At 41.7% G+C, this 26,292-nt stretch carries 31 protein-coding genes and 1 pseudogene; 22 read left to right on the plus strand and 10 right to left on the minus strand.

Annotated elements, in window-relative coordinates; genetic code table 11:
• Positions 1 to 64 precede the first annotated feature (64 nt).
• Positions 65 to 1,426 carry an ATP-binding protein gene (locus QI031_RS17900; protein ID WP_281481007.1) on the minus strand — a complete coding sequence of 454 codons (1,362 nt, stop codon included), beginning with the start codon at positions 1,424 to 1,426 and terminating at the stop codon, positions 65 to 67.
• A gap of 289 nt (positions 1,427 to 1,715) precedes the next feature.
• Here QI031_RS17900 and QI031_RS17905 point away from each other — a divergent pair, with 289 nt between their 5' ends.
• From QI031_RS17905 to QI031_RS17915, 3 genes are all read left to right on the plus strand, one after another.
• On the plus strand, positions 1,716 to 2,036 hold the full coding sequence (locus QI031_RS17905; protein ID WP_281481008.1) for a TMEM14 family protein: 321 nt from the start codon (positions 1,716 to 1,718) through the stop codon (positions 2,034 to 2,036).
• Positions 2,037 to 2,773: 737 nt separating this feature from the next.
• Positions 2,774 to 4,012, plus strand: coding sequence for a phosphotransferase family protein (locus QI031_RS17910; protein WP_281481009.1), 1,239 nt, complete (start codon positions 2,774 to 2,776; stop codon positions 4,010 to 4,012).
• Positions 4,013 to 4,302: 290 nt separating this feature from the next.
• Positions 4,303 to 5,394, plus strand: a complete 1,092-nt coding sequence (locus QI031_RS17915) for a T3SS effector HopA1 family protein (protein ID WP_281481010.1) — start codon at positions 4,303 to 4,305, stop codon at positions 5,392 to 5,394.
• 16 nt (positions 5,395 to 5,410) lie between these two features.
• Here the strand turns inward: QI031_RS17915 and QI031_RS17920 are convergent, their stop codons facing one another.
• The 6 genes from QI031_RS17920 to QI031_RS17945 form a co-directional block, all read right to left on the minus strand.
• On the minus strand, positions 5,411 to 6,601 hold the full coding sequence (locus QI031_RS17920; RefSeq protein ID WP_281481011.1) for a tyrosine-type recombinase/integrase: 1,191 nt from the start codon (positions 6,599 to 6,601) through the stop codon (positions 5,411 to 5,413).
• Complete coding sequence (locus QI031_RS17925) at positions 6,594 to 7,148, minus strand: hypothetical protein (RefSeq protein ID WP_281481012.1); 555 nt, start codon at positions 7,146 to 7,148, stop codon at positions 6,594 to 6,596. Before QI031_RS17925 ends, QI031_RS17920 begins: the two co-directional genes overlap by 8 nt.
• The gene (locus QI031_RS17930; RefSeq protein WP_281481013.1) at positions 7,141 to 9,408 is read right to left on the minus strand and encodes an AAA family ATPase; all 2,268 of its coding nucleotides are present in this window, start codon (positions 9,406 to 9,408) and stop codon (positions 7,141 to 7,143) included. The genes QI031_RS17925 and QI031_RS17930 overlap by 8 nt, the downstream gene beginning before the upstream one ends.
• 120 nt (positions 9,409 to 9,528) lie before the next feature.
• Positions 9,529 to 9,765 carry a hypothetical protein gene (locus QI031_RS17935; protein ID WP_281481014.1) on the minus strand — a complete coding sequence of 79 codons (237 nt, stop codon included), beginning with the start codon at positions 9,763 to 9,765 and terminating at the stop codon, positions 9,529 to 9,531.
• Entirely contained in the window at positions 9,762 to 9,971 is a 210-nt protein-coding gene (locus QI031_RS17940; protein ID WP_281481015.1) for a hypothetical protein, read from the minus strand. Before QI031_RS17940 ends, QI031_RS17935 begins: the two co-directional genes overlap by 4 nt.
• Before the next feature lie 5 nt (positions 9,972 to 9,976).
• Entirely contained in the window at positions 9,977 to 10,150 is a 174-nt protein-coding gene (locus QI031_RS17945; protein ID WP_281481016.1) for a hypothetical protein, read from the minus strand.
• A gap of 282 nt (positions 10,151 to 10,432) precedes the next feature.
• Between QI031_RS17945 and QI031_RS17950 the strand changes: the two genes are divergently transcribed.
• The 19 genes and pseudogenes from QI031_RS17950 (at position 10,433) to QI031_RS18035 (ending at position 22,679) form a co-directional block, all read left to right on the plus strand.
• Positions 10,433 to 10,696 (plus strand): helix-turn-helix domain-containing protein, encoded by a 264-nt coding sequence (locus tag QI031_RS17950; RefSeq protein WP_281481017.1) that lies wholly within the window; start codon positions 10,433 to 10,435, stop codon positions 10,694 to 10,696.
• A gap of 327 nt (positions 10,697 to 11,023) precedes the next feature.
• Positions 11,024 to 11,284 carry a hypothetical protein gene (locus QI031_RS17955; RefSeq protein ID WP_281481018.1) on the plus strand — a complete coding sequence of 87 codons (261 nt, stop codon included), beginning with the start codon at positions 11,024 to 11,026 and terminating at the stop codon, positions 11,282 to 11,284.
• 373 nt (positions 11,285 to 11,657) lie between these two features.
• Positions 11,658 to 11,936, plus strand: coding sequence for a hypothetical protein (locus QI031_RS17960; RefSeq protein ID WP_281481019.1), 279 nt, complete (start codon positions 11,658 to 11,660; stop codon positions 11,934 to 11,936).
• Positions 11,920 to 12,276 (plus strand): hypothetical protein, encoded by a 357-nt coding sequence (locus QI031_RS17965; RefSeq protein WP_281481020.1) that lies wholly within the window; start codon positions 11,920 to 11,922, stop codon positions 12,274 to 12,276. The genes QI031_RS17960 and QI031_RS17965 overlap by 17 nt, the downstream gene beginning before the upstream one ends.
• Before the next feature lie 72 nt (positions 12,277 to 12,348).
• The gene (locus QI031_RS17970; protein ID WP_281481021.1) at positions 12,349 to 12,570 is read left to right on the plus strand and encodes a hypothetical protein; all 222 of its coding nucleotides are present in this window, start codon (positions 12,349 to 12,351) and stop codon (positions 12,568 to 12,570) included.
• The gene (locus QI031_RS17975; RefSeq protein ID WP_281481022.1) at positions 12,545 to 13,153 is read left to right on the plus strand and encodes a hypothetical protein; all 609 of its coding nucleotides are present in this window, start codon (positions 12,545 to 12,547) and stop codon (positions 13,151 to 13,153) included. The genes QI031_RS17970 and QI031_RS17975 overlap by 26 nt, the downstream gene beginning before the upstream one ends.
• A 52-nt stretch (positions 13,154 to 13,205) precedes the next feature.
• Positions 13,206 to 13,472 (plus strand): hypothetical protein, encoded by a 267-nt coding sequence (locus tag QI031_RS17980; RefSeq protein WP_281481023.1) that lies wholly within the window; start codon positions 13,206 to 13,208, stop codon positions 13,470 to 13,472.
• Between the two features lies 1 nt (position 13,473).
• Positions 13,474 to 15,258 (plus strand): ATP-binding protein, encoded by a 1,785-nt coding sequence (locus QI031_RS17985; protein ID WP_281481024.1) that lies wholly within the window; start codon positions 13,474 to 13,476, stop codon positions 15,256 to 15,258.
• Positions 15,259 to 15,630: 372 nt separating this feature from the next.
• Positions 15,631 to 15,981, plus strand: a complete 351-nt coding sequence (locus tag QI031_RS17990; RefSeq protein ID WP_281481025.1) for a hypothetical protein — start codon at positions 15,631 to 15,633, stop codon at positions 15,979 to 15,981.
• 2 nt (positions 15,982 to 15,983) lie between these two features.
• Positions 15,984 to 16,454: a hypothetical protein gene (locus QI031_RS17995; RefSeq protein ID WP_281481027.1), complete on the plus strand. Its 471-nt coding sequence runs from the start codon at positions 15,984 to 15,986 to the stop codon at positions 16,452 to 16,454.
• Positions 16,454 to 18,982: a hypothetical protein gene (locus QI031_RS18000; protein WP_281481028.1), complete on the plus strand. Its 2,529-nt coding sequence runs from the start codon at positions 16,454 to 16,456 to the stop codon at positions 18,980 to 18,982. The genes QI031_RS17995 and QI031_RS18000 overlap by 1 nt, the downstream gene beginning before the upstream one ends.
• 3 nt (positions 18,983 to 18,985) lie before the next feature.
• Positions 18,986 to 19,825 carry a hypothetical protein gene (locus QI031_RS18005; RefSeq protein WP_281481029.1) on the plus strand — a complete coding sequence of 280 codons (840 nt, stop codon included), beginning with the start codon at positions 18,986 to 18,988 and terminating at the stop codon, positions 19,823 to 19,825.
• Positions 19,826 to 20,050: 225 nt separating this feature from the next.
• Positions 20,051 to 20,416, plus strand: coding sequence for a hypothetical protein (locus QI031_RS18010; RefSeq protein WP_281481030.1), 366 nt, complete (start codon positions 20,051 to 20,053; stop codon positions 20,414 to 20,416).
• Positions 20,417 to 20,462: 46 nt separating this feature from the next.
• Positions 20,463 to 20,693 (plus strand): hypothetical protein, encoded by a 231-nt coding sequence (locus QI031_RS18015; protein ID WP_281481031.1) that lies wholly within the window; start codon positions 20,463 to 20,465, stop codon positions 20,691 to 20,693.
• Entirely contained in the window at positions 20,693 to 21,028 is a 336-nt protein-coding gene (locus QI031_RS18020) for a hypothetical protein (RefSeq protein ID WP_281481032.1), read from the plus strand. Before QI031_RS18015 ends, QI031_RS18020 begins: the two co-directional genes overlap by 1 nt.
• 13 nt (positions 21,029 to 21,041) lie before the next feature.
• Positions 21,042 to 21,329 (plus strand): hypothetical protein, encoded by a 288-nt coding sequence (locus tag QI031_RS18025; protein ID WP_281481033.1) that lies wholly within the window; start codon positions 21,042 to 21,044, stop codon positions 21,327 to 21,329.
• 81 nt (positions 21,330 to 21,410) lie between these two features.
• Positions 21,411 to 21,596, plus strand: a complete 186-nt coding sequence (locus QI031_RS18030) for a hypothetical protein (RefSeq protein WP_281481034.1) — start codon at positions 21,411 to 21,413, stop codon at positions 21,594 to 21,596.
• 425 nt (positions 21,597 to 22,021) lie between these two features.
• Positions 22,022 to 22,168 (plus strand): annotated as a pseudogene (locus QI031_RS31745) (T3SS effector HopA1 family protein); the annotation flags it as partial.
• Positions 22,169 to 22,232: 64 nt separating this feature from the next.
• On the plus strand, positions 22,233 to 22,679 hold the full coding sequence (locus tag QI031_RS18035) for an acyl-CoA thioesterase (protein WP_281481035.1): 447 nt from the start codon (positions 22,233 to 22,235) through the stop codon (positions 22,677 to 22,679).
• Here the strand turns inward: QI031_RS18035 and QI031_RS18040 are convergent.
• The 3 genes from QI031_RS18040 to menA all read right to left on the minus strand — a co-directional run bounded on the left by QI031_RS18040 (position 22,662) and on the right by menA (position 26,144).
• Positions 22,662 to 24,041: a 2-succinylbenzoate--CoA ligase gene (locus tag QI031_RS18040; RefSeq protein WP_281481036.1), complete on the minus strand. Its 1,380-nt coding sequence runs from the start codon at positions 24,039 to 24,041 to the stop codon at positions 22,662 to 22,664. The genes QI031_RS18035 and QI031_RS18040 overlap by 18 nt on opposite strands.
• Entirely contained in the window at positions 24,026 to 25,030 is a 1,005-nt protein-coding gene (locus tag QI031_RS18045) for an o-succinylbenzoate synthase (protein ID WP_281481038.1), read from the minus strand. Before QI031_RS18045 ends, QI031_RS18040 begins: the two co-directional genes overlap by 16 nt.
• Positions 25,031 to 25,247: 217 nt before the next feature.
• Positions 25,248 to 26,144 (minus strand): 2-carboxy-1,4-naphthoquinone phytyltransferase, encoded by an 897-nt coding sequence (gene menA, locus QI031_RS18050; RefSeq protein ID WP_281481039.1) that lies wholly within the window; start codon positions 26,142 to 26,144, stop codon positions 25,248 to 25,250.
• Between the last annotated feature and the right edge of the window lie 148 nt (positions 26,145 to 26,292).

Raw genomic sequence — 26,292 nt, forward strand, 5'->3', positions numbered from 1 at the left:
TTTGTGTATAACATTGTTATAGAAGTAATAAAAAAGAGAAGTCAATAGCAAATAAATTTGATAATTACGTAGCAGATGTATTGTTATTTTTAGCAAAAAACACTAACTCGGCTTTTAAAAAATCGATAAATTGACGGGCTGTGCGTCCAGAACGTCCGTTGTGGCGAGTTGCCCACTGTAATGCTTGATATTCTAAATCTTCCTGGCTAAGATTAATTTCGGACTGGGTGGCTAGATGCTTAACTATTTGTAAATAGGTTTTTTGATTTGCGGCCTCAAAGGTTAAGGTTAACCCAAAGCGATCGCTAAACGAAAGTTTCTCCTGCATAGTGTCCCAGGCATGAATTTCTGTATTATCTTTGGGTGTAGGTCTATCTGCAAAAAACTCCCGAATCAAGTGACGGCGGTTAGAAGTGGCATAAACTACTACATTTTGTGGTCGTGCAGTCAAATTACCTTCTAAAACTACTTTCAATGCTTTAAAAGCATCGTCATCTTCCTCAAAAGACAAATCATCCACAAAAATAATAAATTTTTGGGGTACGCCCCGCAAATGTTCCACAATTTTTGGTAAATCTTGCAAGTCCGATTTGGCTACTTCTAGCAAACGTAGGTTGTAGTTACCATACTCATTCAACAAGGCTTTTACCAAAGAAGATTTTCCTGACCCCCGACTACCGTAAAGTAATACATGTAGTGCTGTCTCTCCTGATAATAGAAACTCTGTATTTTTTAACAAAGCATCTCGCTGAGATTCATAACCTACAAGTGCATTCAGCTTTACTGGGTCAGGATAGCGAATACCAACAAACTGCCCAGTTTGCCAGCGCAAAGCCTGATATTCAGCAAATAAACCAGTACCAAATTGCCGATAATAAACCGCTAACTCTTCAACAGCGTCAGCCCAATTTTCTAGCTGTTGCCAAGACGCAATATAAGTCATCTCTGGATGCTGCTTTATCAATCCCGTCTCTATTCCCACCCCATTCTGCTCCTGATACCATACAACAGGAGAAACAGGCAAATGAGCTACAGCTTGTACCCACTCACTTAAAACAGCGCTGCTACATTCGTAAAGGCTCTGCAACGCCTGTAAATCATGTTGAACTGCTGCGATTAAAGCCCGTGGTAAATCCTCAAATTCTTGTTGTTGAGCAAGCCTACTAAAAGGATTTTCGCAAATCAGAATTTGAGTAATTAGGTAATCCTCCCAATTTTGATTTTTAGCAGCCAAGACATGAAAGTAATTACCATAAGCTTGGAGGCAGCCCCTAGCGTCGGCATCAGTGTAACGTATAGCTTGCAACAGGTCAAGAAACGCGATCGCCACTTCGCTTTGAAGGACAGATTGGTACAGTAAAAGTGAGGCTGCTTGGCGCTGGAGGAATTGAACTTGAGCAGAGTATGAAGTACTTGCTATTGGCATTACTTAACTATCCATTAGTGAAAAAGTAGGGGAAGACAAGAGGCAGGGGAGCAGATGAGCCAGCCCGCAGAAAGTTGTTCCAACAAAGAGGAGCCAGCGCGGTCATGGGGGTTTCCCCCAGGAGCGACTGGCGTTGGACTGGCGAACCCGAAGGGGAGCAGGGGAAAGAGTGTTAAGCACAAGCGAATAAATGCGAAGTAGTTTCAAACTCCCCCTTGCACCCCGCACCCTGCCCCAATTCCTCTTAATTGCCCCATGCCTCTTATCAAAATCTACATAGGTTTTAACAATGAATTTAAGTATAGTTGCTGCTCTTGCCTACGGCATTTTAGCGTTGATTGGTGGTATTATTGGTTACATTCAAGCTCATAGTCAAGTCTCGCTACTCAGTGGTACGATTAGCGGCTTATTACTAATTTTTGCTGCTTACTTTCAATTCCAAGGACAAAACTGGGCTTTGATTTTAGCAGTTGGCGTTACTGTTGTTTTAGTAGCTTTCTTTGCATTTAGGTTGGCTAAAACCCGTAAGTTTATGCCTGCGGGATTAATGATTATTTTGGGTACACTGGCGCTGGCTGTAATGGTAAATCAACTTGTTAGCTTTCAGTAAAAATTACCTTCTTGCTCTTGTGATCATTTTATATAGTACATGTATATTACCGAATAGTGAATTGGGCGACACAGGAGCAGGGGAGCAGCACTTCGACTTCGCTCAGTGGGCAGGGAGCAGGGGAGCAGGGAGCAGCACTTCGACTTCGCTCAGTGGGCAGGGAGCAGGGGAGCAGAGGAGCAGGAGAAGCAGGGGAAGAAAATAACCAATGCCCCATGCCCTATGCCCAATATCAATATTTGTCAAAAATAAATTAATTATTACCTGCCTAAAATCTCCGGTTTTTTTCAGTTTGTAATGATAAATAAAAATAATGACATGAATTATGTTGATTATGCATTTGATGACATCATCTCAAAATCAGCAAAAATTCTCATTAAGAAATGAATATTTAACATCCCGAAACATCCATCCGTAGATAGTTTTTGGGAATTAGTGATTTCGAGTAAACCTAATTATTGAGTCTATAAAGTGACCAATAAATATGTTGAATTTATTAGGAATAACTAATTAGATAATTTTAAAGATTTGATATATTTAACAGCATAATTTAAAGTAAAAATAAAGGTAACATTGCCATTTTGGCAGGTTTTAATCAAAGACATGAGATATTAATAGATTGGAACAAACATGATTAATATTTGCACATTTGTTGTTGTCTACCGAAACTGCTAAAGCCAAATAAATCATGATATTTGGTAATCTTCTCAGCAATTTTACGAAGTAGGACATAATACATGTTATTACCAATGTCTTCTCAAAACGTCATCCAGTATCTGCAAGAGACAGATTTGTGTAGCTCAGAAAATGCCACATCAAACGAAACTGAGTTGTCAAAAAGTAGCAGTAAGAATTGCAATTTACTGGTGACGTTAGCAGATAATCGTAAGTTGCTGGTTAAACAAGAACGCAGTCTGAAAAATCATCAAACCTCTCACGAGTTATTTAATGAGTGGCTATTTCACCAATTGCTTCAGCAGTTTCCAGTTCTCGGCAATATTTCGGCGATCGCTCCATTAGTGCTACATTTTGATCAGGAAAACTCTATCCTCGTCCGTAACTACTTTAGCGAATATTTAGAAATAGACGGATTTTACCGTCACAATAATATTTTCCCATCAGAGATTGCGACTGCTATTGGTACTACCTTAGCAGGGTTGCATCGTGCGACTTTCCAACGTCGAGAATATCGTGATTTTATGGCAACTGCTCCCCAAGGAGAGTTTCGCTATCATTTTTACAATCCAGTACAAGGTATAGGTTCTATTAGTCCAGAAATTTTTGGTACAGTTCCGACTGAGGCATTAAAATTCTATATTTTATATCAAAATTATGAAAGTTTAGAGTCAGCGATCGCAGATTTGGCTTATGAATGGAATCCTTGTTGCTTGACTCACAACGATCTGAAGTTAGACAATATATTAATTCATTCTCGCTGGAATCAACTAGACAATTGCTTAGTACGACTGATTGACTGGGAAGCTTGTGCTTGGGGAGATCCAGCTTTTGATTTGGGAACTTTACTAGCAAGTTACTTAAGAATTTGGCTTTCTAGCTTAGTAGTAGATCCTACTATTAATTTAGAAGAATCTCTGGATTTGGCAATGACACCATTAGAACTTATTCAACCTTCATTACTAGCTTTCATTCAAGCTTATCTCAATGATTTCCCGATGATTTTAGAGGAACGTCAAAACTTTCTGGTGCAAGTTATCCAGTTTACGGGACTAGCACTAATTCATCAAATTCAAGAAACAATTAATGATCAAAAAAACTTTGGCAATTCTGACCTTTGTATGTTTCAAATCGCTAAAAATCTTCTCACTATACCTGAGCAATCTGTGATGAGTATTTTTGGTATCTCTGAGTCAGAAATTTTTAGTCCTTTGGCGAAACTCCATAAATTACCTCAGCCAGAAAAAGAGCAACAGTTAGTGCGGCTTTATTACGAAAAAACTCGTCTACGGGGTTGTTAATAATATGAAAAATTCAAACATTAAAATCAGGTGTCATGTTTTGAACTTTGAATCTGCCATCATTTTATTTACCCAAACTTAATTTTTTCTTAACCAAAATATAGGACTCCTATTTGATTTTTGAACACGATTCAGTACATATCTATCCTTTCTTAACTGTTCCCTGTTTCCTGTTTCCTGTTCCCTACCTACACAAATAAATTCACCGAATCAAACCGGATTACTATAGAATATTTACCACTGAGTGGTTGTCTAATTTTTAATATCCACTTTTGAGTTTGAATTGAGTAATGCAAAATTCTTCTACCAATACCCTTTTAAATCCTCTCTTTGACATTGCTAGTAATATCCAAATCGAGCCAAACTTCTGTATTCACCATCCTAATTATCAGCCTTTTGCTTTGCCAACGAAAGTAGCAGACAGATTTCAGCAAAATTCTCCCGCTTTACAACATAAATATCTCACTTTATTACTGCGAAATTTCCTCTACGGTATCTATTATAATGGTTCGCTACAAAGTGTTTTGGCGGTTAATACTAATACTGCTAATTGCCTACAACACCATAGCTTAGAAAATAATTCTGTTTTAGACATTGATTGGGAATTTTATCAACAACTGCACACCAGCAATCACGGTAGAGGTTATTTTGATCCTAGTTGGCAAGTGTTGCGCCAGGAACCAGACGGTAGTATGGCTGTGACTAAAGGTGGTTTGACGCTATATATTGAGCCTGATTGTCATCTTAAACCTAGTTCAAAATCGGCTAAGGCTGGCGAATCAGTAGCCATCTGGATGCCCAAAAATCGGCTACAAAATGGCTGTTACTTAGCAGTCAGCAATGTCGGACAAGAAAGACAATGTAGTCCTGACGCTGATTTAGGCACAGGACGCATCTATTTTAATTTCACTGCATCCGGTGCGATCGCGCTTATGGATAGCTTAACGCAGCAGTTAAACGCAGATACAATCCCGTTTACTTTTCAAGTTCTCTACAATCCCTCAGCATACGGACGCTATGACTCAGGGGTACTTTACTTTGAACGTCACAACTACCCAGCAATTCGTAAAATTCTTCAGAGTGTTTACACGCAGCATCAAGACGATTTTCAGTCCGAAATCCCCCTATTCACCAAGTTTTTAGCACCAGGGTTGAGTTTAGCCGAGGAACCAAGCCAAAAATTTGCCGCACAAGAAACTTTTGGCATGAATCGTTGCCAAATTGTAGCGAATGCTTTGTTAGAAGCTTGGCAAAAAGGTAAGAATGCAATCGAAGAAAAGATGAAGGTAATTGATCAACACTTTGCCCGACACTTGATTGACTTGCAGCGCCCCTATCTCAACCCCACTTCTGAGGATATCTATTCGCCTTTAAATAAGTAGCATTTAAGTAGCAGGGTTAAAAATCTGGACAGCTGGCGTTTACAACATTTGGATGAGTGTAGTGAAGCAAAACTGTCTGGATGTCGTCACCAAGCCACTTGGCAACTTTATCGGGACTAATACCGCTACTAATTGCCCAAGTTGCGAATGTATGCCTTGCAGCGTAAGGTTTGAGGTAGTAAGGCAGCTTTCCTTCTGCTACCAGCTTGGACACCACTCCCAAGTAAAAATACTTTTTTCCATTGCTGCTGGTTGATGTTGTTCCCTTCCAAATATCGTTAAGGGTGTAGCTGGTCATCTTATTGCCCAACTTCGTTGGAAAAATTATTTTGTCTTGGCTGCTTGCTTCTGTCCTCCTATTCAAAAGCAGCTTTTGAAGTTTTGAGTTAGGAGAGGTAGGAAAAACTCGTTTCTTCCCGTTTTTAGTCCCTTTCAGGATTCCATGTAGGTTTCTAGATTTAGAAATGGATATCAGACAGCAATCCGACGATATGTCGCCCCAAGTCAAAGCAAAAGCTTCCCCAGGGCGACACCCAGTCAGAAAGAGAAATTTCACCAAGTCCGCGTAGTGAGAATAACTAGGATTATTTTCAAAAGCCTCAATGATGATATTTCTCTGCTCTAAGGTGAACGCTCGGTAATCTTCAGTGTCAGTCGATTTTTTTTTGGGCTTTTCGATTGTGAGAGATGTAAATGGATTGGACACAATTAGCTGTGAATTGACTGCCCAGTCACAGCAACGACGGTAGTAATTTAAGTTGTCCCAAGCCATATATAGAGAGATGTTGTTTAGCAACCAATCACGAATCTTTACCGCCTGGGTTAAGTCTTGGGTAGGTAGTTTGCGGATGTAACGAGCGATCGCCGCGTAGCTGCTCTTAATAGTTGTCTGCTCCAGCTGCTTTGACTGGAAGTCAGTGTATAACTCCCACAATTCACCGAGTGAGTAGTGAGTGGTAACTTCTGGCTTCTGAGGTTTCGCGGCTGGCTTATGTCCGAATTGATAACTCACCAGGGAATCATCAAATCGTCCTAGAGCGATATCGGTGGCGATCGCATCTCTACGAATCCTTACAATCTCTCTGTTGCGTTTGGTATCCTTCAGTCCTGTTGCTATAAAAAATTGCTTGCCAGCCCCCTTTGCCCAAAAACGAATGACTAGTCGATTGCTGCGTTTATCGACGCTGATCCATTTGTCATCAGTCATCGTTGTTAAAATCCCAAGGCCAAAACATTAGCCAGTCACGATAAAATCCGTCCTCTTCGATTTGGTGAGACCAATCTGCAAAATCCCACTTTCTTCCATTCGCACTGACTGGAATAGGAGGCATAAAGATTTCACGATATTCAGGTGAACAGTTATATGGTTGTGTAGGGTCGTAAGCCCAGGGTGAAGCAAAAGTTACTTCACTGTCTAAAGACAGATGGTGAATGACTAGCAGCCCTCCCCTTGGATGTTGCTTATATGGCAGTTCGATTGCGCTCCACCATCCAGCAAGCCACAATTCCAGCCGAACGCTCTCCACCCAAGCGTTGTAACGGTCGTTCTCAGCAATCATGTGTTCAACATTAGGGCAGTCGTAATCATAATTTGGTACTGAAACAAGCAATCCCACCCCGGTTAGCCACGAAGGATTAATGTCATAGGGTATAGGCCACGGTTCTGCAAGATTTTGACAGTAACTACGGTTTTGGCAAACTGTGCGATCGCCCATCAACGCACAGTCAAAACCGATAGGACAATAGCTATTCATTACCGCAGTTTCGTTTCCTTAACTGATGTGGTTGATAAGGTTGCCCGTTATTCGCCATAGGTGGAGCAAACCCTTTAGTAGATTTCCTTAGCCAAATACCAGTGCCATCGATGGAGCTAACTATTAGCGTTTGCCCCCAGTGCTGCCCTGCAATAACTTCTACTTCATCGCCAGGATGCAAACTTATTGATACATCGGTAAGAGGCAATTCACCTTTTATTTGTGGTTCTGGTGGTTCTGCCTGGGTGGGTGAGGGGTCAGACCCCTTTTTAAGTGATCCAGGGGTCTGACCCCTCAGGGGGTCTATTGCCTGGATCACTTCTGGATCACTTTGAGGATCACTTATGAGGATCACTTTTTTTTCTATATCTGGCAAAGGTTCTGGCGATAAGTGATCCTCAAAATCCAAAATTTGCGATTTTTTCGAGGAAATTTCTGACTCGTTTATTAGTGCATTTTTAAGAGGGATCGGATCACTTTCGCCTGTAACCCTTGCCTCTACTGGAGAAAAAAAGTGATCCCGGATATTGGTGGCACTTGGATCACTTTTATCACTTTCGGCTGAAAGTGCTGTTTTTCCGTTCAAAGAAGTGATCCTGTACTGATTTTTGGGGGTATCACTGGTGTCTGATGTTTCACCTCCAATCAAATAAAGGTTGGAATAGCCTCTGCCTAAAGCTTTCGGCTTCAACCGCGTGATAATGCCGTCTTGAACCAATTGGAAGCATAATTTGCGAACAGTGTTTAAATTGTCACCCATAGCATGGGCAATTTCTTCAGCCTCAAATGGTGTGCCTCGGTTGTCCAACAAGAACTGCACGATCGCATCTTTGATGGTGGCATTGGGTGATGCGGGGTCTTCATCTGCTCGTCCCAGGCAAGTCCATGATTTGTCTTCCGGCTCAAATCTCAAACGATAGGCGGCGGGTGCGCGTGAGCGAGATTTCTCAATTGTCAGTAGACGATCTAAGCCATCGGCGTTATTTTGGTCGTCACGTTTGAGTGACCACACCTCAGACACGCTGTTAAAAATGGCTTTGGTTCCTCTGGATTCACCGTTACTGTTGCTGTGGTGAATAATCAGGATCGTGCATCCAAATTCTTGGGCGATATCTCTAAGCAAAAGAATTGGTCTAGCGTACTCGGTGTCATTTTCGGTGAAGGTCGAGTGACGACTGACCGAGGTTAAAGAGTCAATCAAAACTATGTCAGGCCGGAACTCTTCAATCTCTTGACGTAGATGCTGGATGTGGTCTGTTGTCCATTTGGTTTTGTAGCGAATGTCCATGTCGTCGGTAAAGCCTCGGTCTTCTAGAGCAGACAACATATCGTTAGGCGACTCGTCCGTTTGAATCACTAGACATCTACTTTTCTTGGTGACAGGGAATCCTTGCCAGTGTGTGCCTGTCGCCAAATGGTAGAAAAAGTCGTAGCTGAGGCGAGTCTTGCCCGTGCCACCTTTGGCATGGAGCAGTACCGTAGTACCTTTGGGTAGAAATCCGTGTATGAGCCATTGGCGGATCTCATTGCCGTAAAGTTCTATGATTTCTTGCATACTGATTAATCCTTCGTTCTCTGAGTGGATCAAGGATTTAAAGTAGATATTTTCTAAATCCTTAATTGATTGACCAAGCTTTTTAGACAATTTAGACATTTTAAAAAGTCTCTTCCCAGGGTCGAGGCACTCAAGTTCAATCTGTCTAATCGCCTCAATCATTTTGTTGTATTCCAAAGTTTCTCGATCTTCTTTTGACTGAAACGAGAACAATTCGTGAAGGGAAGTTGAGTTTTCTTTGAAAAGTGACATTGCTTCAGAAACTTCTATTTCTGTTGCGTGTCCAAGCTTACGTGTGTAGCTGCTAAATTTAATTAATTGACGACGAAATGCTGAATCAATAACTAGTTGAGCATGGTGATCTATGTTGATAGCACTAACAGTTCTATAGACTAGATCTGCTAGCTTATTTCTACCGCCAATACGTTCTAGTAATCCCTGCCTTGTTAGGTAGCTAGTAACAGTTAACAAGTCTGTTGGCTGCTGTTTTTTTGCTAGTTCTAAACAAATCTGATAGATTTCTTTGTGTGCTGAAATGTAAAAATGCTCCGGCTCCAACTTTTCCGAAATTCTTCCTATGGCTGATGGATCACTCAAGATGCCGCCTAATATCTTTTCTTCGGCTTCTATCTCTTGTGGAGGTAAACTATTGTCTTGAGAACTAAAGTCAAAAGTTGACTCTAACCGGGAAAATGAGCTTACCATTATTGCTCACCTCCCTTTAAAAATGTTAGAATTAACTTGAAATCGAATATTTTGCAAGTTATTTTTGAGGGGGGGGAATGCGCGAACATTCGTCCTTTTTTTTATACATTTATTCATTGTTTATTTGCCTCGATTGTATTGATTTACTACTGTTTTGAGAGTGCTTAAAGTGTTAAATTCACTCAGTATTCTTGTGCAAATTAAGTCTTTGTCTTGTTGGCGACCTTTTAGTTCTGCCAGTTCAGAAGCTAGGGCATAATTCGTTTCTAATGCGATTAATAGATGCGATCGCAAGATGTCTACGGTGCGCTCTAACTTGTCAAGTCGTTGCTGTGTTAAGTCTTTGGGGTCGGTCATAAGTAGTAAGGTTGGTCACAGATTGCTTGGATTTCTGTAGCAACCGAGTTAAGCGCATTTTTCCAAGCCACTAACTCGGTATCTGGGTATTGCTTGAGGACTCCTATCTTTTCACGCAATTCTCGCTCAAAGGCTTGGGTCAAAATTTCGACCGCATAGCGTAGATGCTCGTCAGACATAACTTGTTCTTCTCTGGTTTTGGTCATTGCTGTTAAGGAAATTTAGTACGGAGGTGTTCTGGTATCCGCTGCCACCAGCTTTTTACTTCCCCGTTTTCGTCAAGGATGGCGATGTAGAAGTATTTGGGAAAGTCGGGATGTTGGAAGTTAATCCACTCTGGCGGGGGTGGTAGTAGAGAAATTTCAAATGGTTTAGGTTTAGTCATTGGCTGTTAGTTATCGATCTGCGGAGACTACCTGCAAAAAAAGCAGCAGTTAACCTCCGCTTTTTTGTTGGCTAATTAGCGGCTAGGTACTGTGTAAAAGGCACTTAGCAGAAACTACATAATTCACTCCGTGACTTTTCGCTCAAAATTAGCGCTCAAGGATGTGAATGTAGTGAATGGGCAGATCTGTTTGGCTGCACATCTGCCCAAAAAATGTACTTTACTTAACTATGCAATCTGCTTGGCGTTTTGCCTATGCAAATTGCATAGCGTTTTGCTATCATGATAAACGAAAAACCAAATTTTGTGGAAGGCGTGTCTTTTTTAAGGCAATTACGTGAGGCGTTAAATCTGACCCGTGAGCAGTTTGCGGTAAAAATTGGCACGACAGGAAGCACTGTTTACCGATGGGAAACAGGCAGGCATCCTGTCAGCTTTAACTCGCGACAGTGGAAAAGTTTTCATAAAGAAGTTCTTGAACCACTTGGTATTAACGTTTACGACTTACCCGATGACTTAGGAGCGCCTTACAAAATGAGTGCCTAATGCACCCCAGTCGATTTTGCTTTAGCAATTTAGAACACCACTCACCCCAAACCAAGTAGAGATGGCAGCCTGCCGCCAGTAGTGCAATAAAGAAAGACCTGCCCGTGGTGAGTGTGTTCTTCAAGAGAATCGCCAATTACCCATAAGTCGTAGCGTCGCGGGGTAGCGATAACTAAATACTAAAACTCCAGAATGAAGCTGAACACCCTGGAGAAACTAAAAAGGAGGAATACGGATGCTGAACAGCATAACAAAAGCAATAAAAAATGCTGACAACCATCTACGGAAGTCGCCAGCACGGTCTTTATCTATAAGGATTTTAAACCAATGACACAGCCAATAGGGTACTGGACTAACTACACTCCTGGGGATGGTTCCTATCTAGAAACGCTACAAGAGCGTTACGGGTCAAGGTTTGAAGAAATGACCAAGCGAGAAAAACTATCTTTGATAGTCGCCCTGGCTTCTCACCTGTGCTGCACTGCCCCAGAGGAATGCCGTAGCGAAATTTTGGCGCTAGGCAGCGAAATACCTGAGAAGCTATCTGTTAGCGATCAAGCTGACTTTTCCCGTTATCTCCTTGATTGAGCGATCGCTTACTATACCCCTAGCCCAAAACCCTATTCTCTAGTGATTCATTATCATTAATCTTAATTTATTGAGAAAAAACTCTAGTCTGAAACCCTTGCTATTTCGTGCTTTTAAGACTTAACGGGAAAAGTCAGAGCGATCAAGAAGGTTTAATGCAAGCGGTGATCAACCAAATCTGCACTGGCTGCTATAGCAAAAATGTATCTCTGACTCACTCAACCTAAAACTTATGCCCCCGGTGTCTCACCACCGGAGGACTTCCACTCCATCAGAAGCGACCTGAAAGGAGGGCGATAGTATCTTACTTCACCATGCCCACTTTCACCAGTGGGCTTTTTGCGTTTAGTCATTCATGAGTCAAATAAAAATCGTGACTACAAATCGACTCAAATTTGACCCATCACTTGCCTGGATACCAATTGTCCAAGCTGCAAAATTGCTCAACGTCCACCCCAGCCAAGTTAGGAGAGATAGAGCCGTTGTAGAAGCTTTGGGGTTAATTACCTATACCAAGCACAGCGGCGGCTTTAGTCCTCAAGACTTTGAGGTTTTGTGGATATTTCGCCAGCTGGTCAAAGAACGGGGACGCAAAGAAGCAATTAAAGCGATCACACAACAATTAGAGGAATACCGTGAACGAGAAAGATAGACAGGCAGTGGCTGAAGCCCTTCGCCAGCAGAAACAAGAACATGGTCACTCAACCAGAACCGAGCAAATAGGTGAAGATGCTGCCCAAGGTGGCACAAACCAGTTATCAGCCATCTCAGATCAACTAGCTGATAACATTGTTGACTTCGTTTGGGCTGATGCCTTGCAAAAAGCCTTTGAACGTATGGGCAATGGGGATATGGGTAACGTTGCCCCTCAGCTGATTAAATCCTTTAGTCATGGCATTACCAGCAACTTTGAAATAGAGATTAAAGCTCTACAGGAGTGGCACGATTCCCCAAAATACGCTCTACCACCGGAGCAGTACAGCGATGGGTAGCAGTTGGTGTGGGGGTAGTTGCCCTCGCTGCCAGCTTTTACTTAATCGCTGCCACCAAAAACCAATGCAACTATGAAACGGGTAATCAAACGACGTATTACCCGCCCCGACCTTAGCCATGAAGAAGAAGATATCAGCGAGGTGAGCAGCAGTGGATTAATCGAAGTGTTGCTTATTCCTTTAGCACTTACAGGGGTGGGGGTCGGGTGCTGGGTAATTCTCCAAGCTGGGGTAAGGCTGGGAACTATTATCAATCCAGAGGTAAAACATGAAAAGATACACCTACAAAGGTGAAAAGCACAACTTAAAAGGGTTTCGGGCTGGACAAGGAAAAAAACTCGCTGACAATCTGTCCTCAAAATTGCCGTTTGGCTGTAAAACCAGTGGCAACTTGACCGAAGAGGATGTACAGCGGTCAGATGCTATCAAAATTGGCATGAAAGACCAAGCGCAGCGCTGGCACACCTACGCTAACAACATGACTCAAGCGATCGACGACGTACCAGAAGTAATCGACCAACAAAACCGAGTTAGAGGTGCTGTTTTAGATGCTGCTACCAAAATTGTTCAGTCCACGGCCAAACTTGACGAGAAAGGAGCCGTCCACCTAGGGGAACTGAGCAAAACCCACGCTCAAGTTACAGGTAACGTCTCTAATATCTTGTTGAAAGCAAGGCTAGCAGTGCGATACGTCGGACAGGTGGTTAATCAATCGGGCAGAGAAGCCAAGACTAAATTTCAGCTTGACTCTCAACTGTCAAATCACAAGCACCAAGTTAACCAAAATAATGCTCGTGCTAGTTTCCGCGAACGCTTAAAAGCGGTTAGAGAAACTAAACAAACTTACTCTCTCCAACCTGGAGACATCGACTTGTAGAAAATTTAGATGGGCTGGTTGCCCATCTAAATGCAGTTCTATCGCTCTACTTATGAATAGATTAAGTCGTTGGCAGTACCTCAGGTACGTTGCTTGGTTTTTGGCTGGAGTTTCTGGAGCTAATTTGATTGGTTTGTTAATCGCTCCCACATGGCAATTGACTTGGGGCATCAGAATCATTGCATCTGTGGCGATCGCTTCTGCTTGGGGAAGGAGCAACGGAGAATCTTTACTCGAACTGCCCCAAGAAACCCGCATTACTATTACTGCGATCGCTCTATCGGTTCAGCTTGGTCTACTGCTGGCAGCGTGGGGGTGATATGGAAATAAAATTGACTCCTAACACAGCCTTTGCTAGTGGCATCATCTTGGCCGGATTATCATTTGTCTTAATGTCGTCTCAATCTGCACCCAAAGATAAGTACAGTCCACACCGCACAATCACGGCTGCAATGTGCTTGATACTTGCTTCATCTGCTGCTATTTTCGCCACTAATGGCGAGGAAATGGACAACGATCAACAAGAACAAAAGCAAATAGCCAGAACTAAAACCACCGAACAGCGGATCATGGATATGGAGGCAGATTTAGCTGTTGTGGAAAGGGAACACGACAACGAAGATCAAATTGATGAACTTGAACAAGAGTTCGCCATGCTGGGGGCAGCCGCGCCGCTGTTGATGCAAATGGCGAATATTAGCGCTGGTATCGAAGCTGGGAATATGGCAATTTACAACAGTTATGGGTTCTCTGGTAAAGAAGACAAGCCAGCCTTGCCGATGGCAGGCAACGACCAAACGAGTGATACCATTCTTGATTTCTACAATTGGGATGACGTAGAAGATGAAGCCAGCGGCATCATTATTGTTGGTAACACCGGTTATGGTAAAACGTCCGTTGCTTGTTGGCTGGCCGGACATCTGACCAAGAATAAACCCGCCCAAATGTTGGCGCTTGACCCCCACGCCAGCAGAAATCCACTGTGGAAGCAATTAGAAATCCCTGTAATTAGTAGTTTTGAGGGGATAGAAGCCCAGATAGAGTTATTAATTGAACTTTTGGACGACCGGCGCGAACTTCCTGAAAACGGCGATCCAGTAATTGTATTTGCTGATGAAATTAACTCATGTTTAATCAACTTTGAGCAGCCCCAACAGATGGAAATAGCACTCAAACGTTTGGGTGCTGAAGGGCGAAAATATGACATTGTTTTCATTGCCCTTAACCAAAGTCCTAACGTTGAAGACTTACCTCTGTCTGCGGCCATGCGAAACAACTACTTTCTGTTGGCACTGGGGGCAGCTGCTAGAAGTTTGGGCGATCGCTGGCGAAACACCGATCCTAGAAAGCAACATCTCAATGCTGTTGCTTATCCCTGTGCTGTGGGTGGTTGCGTACCAACTCAAATTGCAGTGCATCCCACCCACGCCGATTACAGTAAGTTTGTTAAAAAAGGCAATCCTCCCAAAAACATCCAGTCTATTAACAAACTTCCTCTGACTATCCCCCTCGCTGAAGGATGGGGACATTTATATTCTCACTTTCGTCAGGAGCGCAGACCGCAACCAAAAACACTAGAAACAGTCCAGCCTTTTGATAATCGTCCACCAACAGAAGCACAACAACGATTACAGCAAATTAAACAGTTAAGAGAACAAGGACAATCGCCCCAAGTGATTATCAAAATGTTGTGGAATATCACCCCCAATGACGGTGAACGCTGGGAGTACGTCAAAGGCATTTACTTGGATATGTGCCAAATACTGGAGATACCACCAGAAGACCCCCCAGGGGCTAAAGTATCAGCCGTAGATACTGAAAACAATACTCCATCAAAAATTGTATCTGCCCAGAAATCAAACAGTACTGCCACTTCAAGCGGTGAGAATACACTAGATACCTATCCAAATTTCAACGGCTTACCCACAGAAAATGAGCTTTTGCAAATGCTGCAAGATACTACCCTCGCCCCAGGCGAGTTTATTAAACGAACACTGAAACTGACCAAGGGAGAACGCTATCGCTTAGGTATAAGAGCAATCCGGTATGTAGTTCGACGCTATGGTGATTTTCAGCTGATGGAGAAGTTTCAAAAATATTTGTAAAGTAAGGGCGATCGCATAACCAGGGTCAAAAGTTGCGATCGCACAGCAATGAATGTTCAGCGTATTCCCCCTACTCAGCTTTGTCCTGCTGATGAATCTTAAAGATTTGAATAAATTAATACTCTAATAGCTTCAGTACAGTTACTCAGGCGATATCTTCGTATGTTTGCATAAGTTCCGGTTTAACCCTGTTGTAAGGTTAAATCGGTATATTTTTAAATACTTAATTAGGGGGTATTGCTGGAATACTTACACAGCAAGATATAGACCCCGTGAAGTTACTTCCGAAAATACATAAAACTGGAAGATTTACCAATTCTTAAATCACGAATACAACGGATTTATTCACTTCAATAAATCCAAAATTGATTTATGGCAGAACCTACAATCGCTCAGATTTTTGGAACCGGCGCAACAAGATTAGCTAGCGGCGCGGCTACACCATCAGCAGGATTATTCATTCCAGATACGGCCCTACAAACAGCCGGGCTGGCGACACCATCAACTGCAACAGCAGAAGGGCATTTTGTAGCAATTAATATGGGCGCAAAAACTTATCTCACACAAACAAACTTTGATACCAATACAGATCAGTCTTTGTTAATGGCTGATGGATACGCATCTTTTATCGATCGTGGATCAACCAAATATCGAGTAGACCAAATAACATTATCACTTGCAAAGGTTGATGATAACGCCACAATTGACCCGGATAATTACTAAAGATGACTCAATGTTTTCGGTTCTACGGCAAAGGGGCTGACGGGAATGTTAGTTACGAATTTTTTGCTTGTGGCACAACACCTGAATATCGTGCCAGAAACTCAACTACTGTATATCTTTATCTTGATGGTGTAAACGTTGCCGGGACAAATTATTTTTATCTGACTACAACGGCACAAGTAACTGCTGTAGCTAATGATAATCCTAATGCTGGTTATACAAAATACGGTAATTGCACCGCTTGTAACGCGGTTCCTTATGATTGCATAAATAATTCATGTGTCAAGAGCAATGTTTACGGGACTCCTGGCGAATATGACTCATTAGCTGAATGTCAAGCCGGCTGTGGCATGGTCAGCGGTCAGACATGTCCAGATCCATTTAAGTGTCTTGACCCCAATAATTACTGCCCTCCTGACATGGTTTGTATCGAACGTGTGGAATTTAATGAAATCAAAAGTTTAATAGGGTAATGGCTACCTCTGAAGGACAATCAGTTATCAATGATTTACGTAGCATTAAAGCCCAGTTGGCTGCATTAAGGTTTGAAGTTAGCGATGCAAAGAATTTAGCTGCAACTGCTTCTAATACTGCCAACGCTGCTAACAAGAACGCCAACAATGCACTTAGTAAGGCGGAACTGGCAGACAATAATGCAAGTCGAGCAAATCGAACTGCTAATGATGCAAGCTCAGAAGCTAAGAACGCTAACAATACAGCTAGAACCGCAAGCACAAAAGCAGACAACGCTTTGAATGTAGGCAACGAAGCACAAGGCACAGCAAGGCAAGCGCGTAGTGTAGCCGACCGTGCCGAAATTATCGGCACAAAAGCAGATAGGGATGCAGCCGCTGCATTTGGACAAGCTAATAATGCAAGCGCTAGGGCAACAAAGGCTGCAAGTGATGCTGAGTTAGCAAAAGGATTATCTATCCAAGCAAGGGGAGTTGCTCAAGCCGCTACAACTGAAGCAAAGGTAGCCAATGCCGTGGCCAAGGAAGCTAATTCTATCGGCAAGATTGCAAGAGGAATAGCTGACAAAGCCATCGGGACAGCAAACGCGGCACAACGAGCTATTGACGTTGTAGACAACAAAATCGCTAGTGTTGTAGGGCAAGTTGGTAAGCTTGCTGGCAAAGTGGCAGATGTAGCTCTAGACGCGGCTGAAGCAATCGGCATTAGTCGCAAAGCTTTGACAACTGCTGGCAAGGTTGCTGGTGACTTGTTAGGACTAGCCGCTAAGGTTGCAGCATTAGCTGGTACTGTTATTGAAATTTTGCAGTTGGTGGCATTTGCCGAGGCATTGGGTTCTCGAATTGATGCAATAGAGCGTGAGGTTACAGCTATTGGTGCTGATGTCTCCAACATCCTTGGTCGTTTGCTGCCAACGATTAGAGGAATAGCTAGAAACGCACTAGATGTTGCTAATTCTGTTCGTGGCGTGGCTGATTATGCCGTAAGTATTGGTAATTCCGCTAGTTCTCAAGCAAGTAGCGCCATATCCCAAGCACGAGAAGCGCTGGGGCAATCTGGGCAAGCAATTCTTGCGGCTAATGTGGCACAAGGGGTTGCTACTACAGCGCTTTCGACTGCTGTAACTGCTAATTCTCAGGCAGTAAAAGCTGCAAGTATTGCGATCGCCGCTGGTGCTACAGCTGCTTCAGCTACAACTACCGCAAACAGTGCAAACACTACTGCAAATGAAGCCAAGACAAACGCAAGAGATGCGAAGGAGACAGCCAAAAAAGCGCAAACGACGGGTAACAATGCGTTTGCTAAGGCAGTAGAGGCTCTTGGCATTGCGACTACGCTGTTGGGACTATATCAGTTGCTCAAAAATAGACCCGGCATACCGGGAAGAGATGGTAGACCCGGTAGGGACGGAAGACCCGGCAGGGATGGGAAAGATGGTTTTATTTACACAATTCAAATACCCGGCATACCGGGAAGAGATGGTAGACCCGGTAGGGACGGAAGACCGGGGCTTACAGGCGCACCAGGAAGGAATGGAATAAACGGAAGAGACGGGAAAGACGCAATGCCATACAACGATTCTGGCTTGAAAGCTTTTATAGCGGCTCAACACTCAGCAACGAGAACTTCAATATTGGCTCCGATCATGGCATTGCTAACCCCAATATTTGCTATTTGTAAGCAGATTTTGGATCTAGTTAGCAAGGTAGGAGATGCGGCACAGTTAGCCTTACTAAACATTATTAATAATAAATTGGGTGGACAAGTAGTAGGTGGAATTAGTGGATTAATTACCAGGATTGCTGAAAATTCGTATATTGAAAAGGCGCTCAATGTTCTGACTTTTGCTGCGACGATGCATAATGCATTGATGTTGTCGAATAATCTTGGACAGACCCTTGGAGGGATAATCAATACTGTAGCGAATCTAATTTTCCCCAAAGGAATTGATGGGCAACCAATTGATATTTTTCAAGCAATTAATAAAACTACCGAATTTTTAATAAAAGAAGCTATTGGAGAACAACAATACACCAAATTGACAGCAGAATGGGCGCGTGCTAACAGAATTTATCAAGCGACAGCTAACATATTTAATGCTCTCCAAAATGCCCAAAATGCCATCATGAACGGCATGGAAGTTATCGGTGGACAATTAGCAAAAGTAGCCAATGCCTTGAAGAGATTTGGAGTGATTTACGAGAAAGCCTACGAGTGGTTTAATCCCCAGCCGAACTTTCATAACAAGACAATCATTGCTTTAAACAATGCACAGGAAGCCGCAAATATTATTGAAACCGTTGTACAAGTTCCCGTGTCAATTGCCGATGCGAGAACCCAAATAGTTCAAGCAGACGAGGAATTTAAAGCTGCTATTCGTGGTGATAAAAACGAAGATGGTACGGATAAAGCAAAAGGTGTAGAGACGGAAGAAAACAAGCCTAAAAAAGAAGAATTTGATGCCGGTAAAGCAGTATCCACATTCTTTGACAACATCTTTGAAGAAATGTTTGATGCTGGAGAATAACTAATGACAAATTCACCTCCCAACAATGCTTTACCGGATGGTTTTGATCCTTGGGAACATCTGCAAGGTCAATACATCACAGAATTTAACCGACGCGTCAGGCAATACTTTTCAGATCATAATGATAACTGGCAACCGAATGTTGCTGATAAACGCTCAAGCATGAGAGTAGCTTGCACAATGCTTGATACTGATAATCATGCAATGATGGCTCTTAGGATGTCTTTCTTTTTTGATTTACTTGGATACAGCAAAAAAGATTTGATAGTGTACCACGGCTCTAGAGAAAATATAGATCCACCGGTTGAGGGACATCCAAAGGTACTTCTGTATTTTTCACAAGATATGGAATCAATTCCTAAAGGCTACGATAAAGTTGATGCCGAAATAAGTTTTAGGATAATGAACGAAACCCAAGCAACTTTTACTGAAGCTAAAGCTAAAGCACTTGGGGTCAAAATCAAACAGCAATTTATTCAAAATGGTCAAGGAATTGTTTTTACAAAAGGAAAGGATATTTACAGCTATGTCGATAAATTAAACGGCTACAGAATGCGAGTATATTGCACCACAGAAACGGATGCTATAGATGTTGTGCGACGCGCTTTAGAATGCCAAAATTTCACTTATAACAAGAATAATTTAACCAAACACGAACCAAAAAAAACGAGCGATCCTAAACCAGGAAATCATCTCGTTTATGGAAAGCAAAGACCCAAGAAACGTTATCGCCCAATCGCAAATGTTCGCTTTAGATACGCTACTTGTGAAGTTCCGGGGATGAACAAAGAAGTTGTGCTGTATGACACCACTAACAAATTACCCGCCATAGTGTTCCCTTGAAGCACAATCAATCATCCTAAATGCTTGTGCGACATAACAGCCACACAAACCCAGAGAAATCAGAATGAGTATCCCTACACTAGACCGACGAGTGATTGCTTTGATGGCTTTGTAGCAGGATCTTCGTTTGTGTGGCGCTATGGGGAAACTTATAAGTTTCCTATACTCAAGAAGCTTATATATAAGTAGTTACAGTGATTTTAAGCACCAGCAAAGGAATCACTCATGGCTACTGCCGCAAAAAAGAAAACTACATATTTCATTAACGTTACTGCTACTAAGGTAGTCCGCATTAAAGCTGTAAAAGCTTCTGTCGGCAACTTGGCGGACAATCTTGGATGGACGGAAAGCACCACTGGGGAAGTGCCAGATGGCAAAACACTCGTAGGCACAGGCATCTCGGATGCACTACTGAATGGTTGCTTCCCCGTTGCCGTTTACTACACCAAAAACGGTACAGAACGCCGCGCTATTGTATTATGCTCTCCCACCAAGGCGGATACTATTGCCACTGAAGCAAAAGCAGGGACTTATTTAGGTTCTCAAGTGGTCAAAGTTACCGCTGTTCGTCGCCGCAAGTTTGTTTACTAAACATCAGCAATAAGTTTATTTATTAATACCTAATAAGGAGTAAGTCATGGCTCAAGGTTATATCGTAGCCCGCAAAGATGCAGATGGTGATGTTGATGCATATTGGGACGGAACGCAATTTGTTTTAATTACAGATGATGCAGACGCAATTGATAGTTCTGATTTTGTTGAGACTGTTGAAAATGCTCGTTTTATCCAAGGCAGTATTCAGGCTGCTAACACTGATTTTGATGTTGTTAAGCTCGAAGCAGAATCAAACATTACTTTAATCCCGTAATGACAACTTGGAGCAAGATATACCAAAGGTCTTTTTATCATCTCCAAGTACCAAAGCGTCAGCATATTGATATTGTTCAACCGCTATTAACCAATTTAGTAGCGGTTGAATTGTCAAAAATTGGTGGATGGGATTACCGTTTTGTAGGGCATTTAGCACCATTTACTTATATTCCCTCTTCTTTGCCAGGTAGAGCTTATGGGAGATGGAAACGTTTGTACATTGGTAGACAAGTACTAACCTTATCAGACGCGGATAGATTAGGAAATCTTGAATTTATACCAAGATTATGGGTTCCAGATATCAGTATTACTGTCTGGTTAGGTAGTAGTTAAAAATCCATGAAATATGAAATTACCTGACGATCCAATCACAATCGGAACTTTTCTTTTAGCTTTAGGTGGAAATTGTGTTTGGGCATTGCTATTCTTTGCTAATTCCATCAAACGGAAATATGCCGCTGAAAGAGATTTTGGACACATTAAAAATAATCTCAAAGACTTAACAAACAATTTAGAATTTCTTTTTAAGGAGCTTGATAGAAGACTAGACTCTCAGGATCGGGATTTATCAGAATTGAAATCTTATTTAATTGGGAAAGCAATACGTCGAGACCGCGAACACGAAGAAGGCTAGCGTCTGCGTTATCACAGTTAACTTTTTTGGGAATTATTCAGAAACAACAGAATTTTAGGATTAGAGAATAGGAATAATAAAATGTCTCAGAAAACTTTAGATCGTCTGACTACAGCTTTAGGTTTAATTGCAGGAGTTTCTAGTGTGTTAGGTGGCGCTGGCATGATAGGGAACAATACAGCCGGTCTAGTTACAGGCATTTCAACCGCTATTTTGGGCTACCTAATACAACGCCCAGCCGCTGATAAGCCAACCACTACTAATTAATCGTGCGGGGATTCACTCTAGTAAGTTTCAAAACTTGCAAACGTAAACAAGGCTAGTGGACTTTGGCAGACTCTATGTAAACAAACAATAATGCAAGCAGCCAAAAATACATCTGTAGGAAGTCTTTGCCAATCAAGGTAATACGGCTCCGTCAAAATTCTGTGAATAGTTTTAGGTGACAAAATACGTGATACCCGGTCAATGGCTGCATAATAGTCACTTTCAAACTTTCTCCGTTTCATTAGTCGTTATTCCCTTTTTGTCACACTGACTCTAATAATTTCTCAAAATAAGCAGCATTTGAGTAGCGCGATCGCGGTCGGCGATCGCCAAAAATCTTAGTTAAAAAGCATGATTTTAGTAGCAAACAAGTAGCTATTTGTGAGTAGAGGTCTACAAACGCTTGTGTCGCGCTGTTTCTTTATGCTTTGTTAGAAGCTTGGCAAAAAGGTAAGAATGCGATTGAAGAAAAGATGAAGGTAATTGATCAACATTTTACGCGCCATTTAATTGATTTGCAGCGCCCTTATCTCAATCCCACTTCTGAAGACATATATCACCCTTTAAAATAATCGCTATTATCGTAAAATTATGTTGTAAAGCAGGTTATAAGCCTGCTATTTTTGATTTTGAAAAATGCCTTTTACTTATAATCGCATTATTCGTTTTCATGATACTGATGCTGCTGGGGTAGTTTATTTTGCTAACGTTTTAAGTATCTGTCATGAAGCTTACGAAGAATCTCTAGCAGCATCAGGTATTAATCTCAAAGACTTTTTTACTAATGCATCTGTGGGTTTTCCTATTGTTCATGCTAATGTGGATTTTTTGCGTCCGATGTTTTGCGGTGATAATTTAGTAATTAGCTTAATTCCCCAAAAACTCAGCGTTGATAAGTTTGAAATTACTTACGAAGTTAATAATACTGATGTGTTGCTTGCTAAAGCAATTACTAGACACGTTTGTATTGATGTAAGTAGTAGAAGTAAGCAAGAGTTACCTGATGAGATAATTGAGTGGTTGGAAATGAACCGCAGAGACGCAGAGAACGCGGAGAGAAGAAAGTCAAGAGAGGTTTTGTAGGAATTTTTGGGCTATTTGCTGTAGTTGTTGACGATTGATTTTACCTTGGGAGTTACGGGGTAAGTTTTGCTGAGGAATCCAGTATTTAGGTATTTTAAATTTACTGAGTTTGTTTTTGAGTAGGGTTTGAATTTCTAAGTTAGATGTGTTTGAATCTTTGGGAATATAAAGGGCTGTTAATACTTGCCCCCAGTGTTTATCTGGTATACCGATTACACAAACATCAACAACCATTTGAGTTGCTTGAATAGCTGATTCAATTTCTATGGGGTAGATGTTTTCTCCACCTGTGATAATTTTGTCGCTGTTACGTCCGACAATATTTAAATAACCTTGTTCGTCTAAAAAACCTAAGTCATCTACTGAGAAAGAATCTCGATTTTCCTCGATTTGAGGATAATAACCAAGGGCTAGAGATTTAGTTTGAACAGTAATATTTCCTGTCTGATGGAAACTTAAAACCGAACCTTGCTGATTGCAAATTGTTACTTTAGCATGGGGTAGAATTTGACCACTACTAATTTTTCCATTAAGAAAATCATCGGGTTTAAGGGTAGCAATTTGAGAGGCGGTTTCTGTCATGCCATAAGTAGGCGCTAACCGAATATGATGAAATCTGGCTTTTTCTAGTAGTTCTGGCCACGCTGGCGCGCCTCCCAAAAGTACAGTTTGAAATTGTGCTATCCACTCTGTTAATTGGGGATTTTGTAAGCAACGTTGTAATTGTGTTGGTACTAAAGATGTAAAAAAATCTGAAGGATTTATTTTGTAATTTTTACCAGATTCTATTGTTTTAAATGATGTAACTGCTAGTTGACCTCCAGTAGTGAAGGAACGCATAAATTGCATTAATCCACTAACATGATATAACGGCAATATACATAAAGAATTGACTTGTTTTAGCTGAAAATATTCAGTAAATCCTTCTACAGATGACATTAGAGTTTCCCAAGTGTGGATGGCAAATTTAATTTGTCCTGACGAACCGCCTGTAGGAATCATGATTTGATTGGGCATGGGGCATGGGGCATGGGGCATGGGGCATGGGGCATTATTCCTATGCCCCATACCCCAAATAATATCGGGCTGTATTAACTCAAAGACTTGTTGCCATTCTTGTTTTCCCCAATCGGGGTTACAAAGAAATACTGGACAACCAGCAGCACAAGCGGCGATAAAACCTGCTAAAAATCTTACTGGTTCGCGTTCACATAAAATGATTTTTGGTGGTATTTTATTAGTTAATAACTGAGTTAATTCTAAATATAATATTTCGGCTAGTTGCTGAAATTGATAGCTGTTGCCACCAATCAACCAGTCAGATTCAGTATAGTTATTGAGATATGCTAAAGGTCTTTGCATAGATCTTGTAACCAAGTTTCCTCTTGGGCAAAAAAGTGGTTAACGCCAAAACCAACTGCCCTATTTTTTTGGGATAATGCTGTTGCTAATTGGAGGGCAGCTTGTCTACCAATCGCAGTTTCAAATACTGATGAAAATACAGCATCTATTTTATGCTGTTGACAAAACTGCCGAAGACGCGATGGTGAACCTACTATCCCCGGTTTTATCACAAAAATTCCTCGCCAGCCTTTTGCATAACAGGTAGTGAGTTGCTTAAGTGTGGCGACAGATTCATCTAAAGCGATCGCAGTTGCATAACATCTATTCAATTCCAACATTTGCGGAAATTTTTCAACAGGTAAAGGCTGTTCAATAAACTCAATATTTGCCCAGAGGCGATCGCAAGTTTCTAGCCATAAGTTCGCTTCTTCATAACTAAGTCCACCATTAGCATCTAATCGCAGCTTGGCAGAACTTGGTAATCTGTGAACAAGTGATTTAAAAACTTTTAATTCCTGAGCGATCGCATCTACCCCAATTTTCCATTTAAACGTCCGATATCCTTGCTCCCACAGCACTTGCCATTGTGCTAATGCCACTTCTCCAGCTGACAATAAACCGCTATTGGGCATTGGGCATGGGGCATTGGTTATTTTCTTCCCCTGCTCCCTGCTCCCTGCCCACTGAGCGAAGTCGAAGTGCTGCTCCCCTGCTTCCCCTAGCGCTGACTCAAAGCCAAACTGACAAGCAGGTAACTCGTCTGGGATGGAAAAAATTATTTCTTCTGTGAGTTCTGTTGGTAATTGATGACAAAAATCTAAAGCTTGTTCTAAAGTTTCCGAACCAAACCAACTAATGGGGGCAATTTCTCCCCAACCGACTTTACCTGTTTCATCGCTAAGACGAAGGATAATACCTTTACGAATATCCCAATTACCATGACTGGTAGTCAGCGATCGCGCAAATTTTCGCTGATAAGGACGAAATTTAAATTTATAATTTACCACATGAAAATCAAGTTAACTCATTAGGTTTATCAGTTATTAAGCTAATCGTCATTTAAATTGCATCATGTTAATGGTAATAAAAGCTGCAAACCCTCTCCCTTGCCCCCTGCTCCCTGCCCCCCTGCGGCCTCAATGTGCAAATTAAATGTTTAACAGCTTAGTTATTGGTGTTTTGCTATTGACAACTAACCACTAACAACTGACAACTGACCACTGACTAAATCATAAATCCCAAACCGAACAATAAGCAGCTCCAAAAATGCATTTTGACGGCGATGAATTTACAGTTACTAACTTTTTCTGGTAAATAATGATTTTGTTGGACATGACGGCATAACTTAACGGCATAAGGCAAACTTAGCCAACTTAACAATGTCCAACTTGGGAAAACGCCCAGTAACACAAACAGTAAAGTAAAAGGATAAATACTGCCAGTGAACCAATACAGCAGTTGAGCAGCTTTTACCGTACCCAACCGGACAACAGGCGATCGCTTGCCCGCGGCTATGTCATCCTTAACTTGATGAAAGTGGGAGCAAAATAAAATTAAAGTTGTGGGAATGCCTACAATTATCGAGGCTGCTAAACTTGTCATTGACCAAGTTGAGGTTTGGCTGTAATATGCTGCCGTGACTGCTAAAGGGCCAAAAGCAAAAAAGCAAATTATCTCGCCTAAACCCTGGTATCCTAAGCGAAAGGGCGGCCCTTGATAAACGTAGCCTAAACCACAACATAGTAGAATTATCCAGATGACAGTGGGGTCTTTTTGCCAAGTAGCGATCGCTATTATTCCTAACAAACCCGAAATTAAACTTAAATTTCCTAACCAGAATATTAGTCGCTTGTTACCAGTTAAATTTACTAGAGAATGATGTTTATTTTGATCGATTCCTGTTTCCGAATCAAAGACATCATTACTAATATTTTCCCAGGCCAGAATTAAAATCGCCGCAGCTACAAAAGTGGAAAATACTACTAGATTAAAAATCTTGGTTTCTGCAAAGGCAACCGCTGTTCCTACCCAAATGGGCATAATCGCAACGCTATACATTGGCGGTTTAATTGCCGCCATCCATAACTTCGTTTTAGGATGTGAAACCTGCTTTGTAGTCATTACTTGTGATTAATTAATTACCAGCAATTTACTTATTACGTGAAATTTTACAATTTTCAGATACACAAGATGTTAGTTATGTGCGAAATCTTATAACTTTTGCTGTGACTGGTTAACCTCCCTTTAGTAACAATCACTTTTTAATTGC

Origin of the sequence: Halotia branconii CENA392 (assembly GCF_029953635.1) — a bacterium.
GTDB lineage: Bacteria > Cyanobacteriota > Cyanobacteriia > Cyanobacteriales > Nostocaceae > Halotia > Halotia branconii.